This window comes from Arthrospira sp. PCC 8006 (assembly GCF_046480465.1).
Classification (GTDB): domain Bacteria; phylum Cyanobacteriota; class Cyanobacteriia; order Cyanobacteriales; family Microcoleaceae; genus Limnospira; species Limnospira platensis.
In genome coordinates this window covers 1-830 of the sequence record NZ_PKGG01000491.1, presented here as the reverse complement: position 1 = coordinate 830, position 830 = coordinate 1, and the positions used below count along the sequence as shown (strand labels likewise).

Sequence of the window (830 nt, the reverse complement as noted above, 5' to 3'; positions counted from 1 at the left end):
CAGATATTCACCTGCACCAAGACCCTGGGCGAATACCACATTCTTGACGCCCCTGGCGTGCCCATCGACGCAGCCGGAACCTATGACCTTGCGGGCATGCAGGTCGAAATTGTCGACCCGATCAGCGATTATGCCGGATTGATGGAAACCCTGTTCGACTTTGACGCCATTCGCAGCTTGTTCAACAACGGGTTTCGCATGCGTTTTGATGCGATGCATGCGGTCACTGGCCCCTATGCGCATGAAATTCTTGAAAACCGCCTTGGCGCCGCGGCGGGCAGTGTGGTGAATGGCACGCCCTCGCCGGATTTTGGCGGCGGCCACCCCGACCCGAACCCGATCTGGGCCAAAGACCTGATGGCGGCCATGCACGGGCCGGAYGCCCCTGATTTCGGGGCGGCCTCGGACGGGGACGGGGATCGTAACATGATTGTCGGGCGGGACTGCTATGTCAGCCCGTCCGACTCGCTTGCGGTGCTGGCCGATCTGGCCCATCTGGCGCCGGGCTATGCGGGGGGGCTGGCAGGCGTCGCGCGGTCCATGCCCACCTCTTGCGCGGTCGACCGTGTGGCCAGCGCCAAGGGCATAGCGTGTTTTGAAACCCCCACAGGCTGGAAATTCTTTGGCAACCTGCTGGATGCAGGTCAGGTCACCCTGTGCGGCGAGGAATCGGCTGGAACGGGATCAAGCCATGTGCGCGAAAAGGACGGGCTATGGGCCGTGCTGCTGTGGCTGAACATTCTGGCGCAGACCGGCAARTCCGTGGCCAGCCTGATGGCCGACCATTGGGCGCGCTATGGCCGCAACTATTATTCCCGCCACGATTATGA

1 protein-coding gene is annotated in these 830 nt (G+C 62.2%); it reads left to right on the top strand.

From position 1 onward, the window contains the following. Positions 1-830 (top strand): alpha-D-glucose phosphate-specific phosphoglucomutase (locus B9T16_RS29005; RefSeq protein WP_410246426.1); only part of this gene is annotated, 830 nt, incomplete at both ends.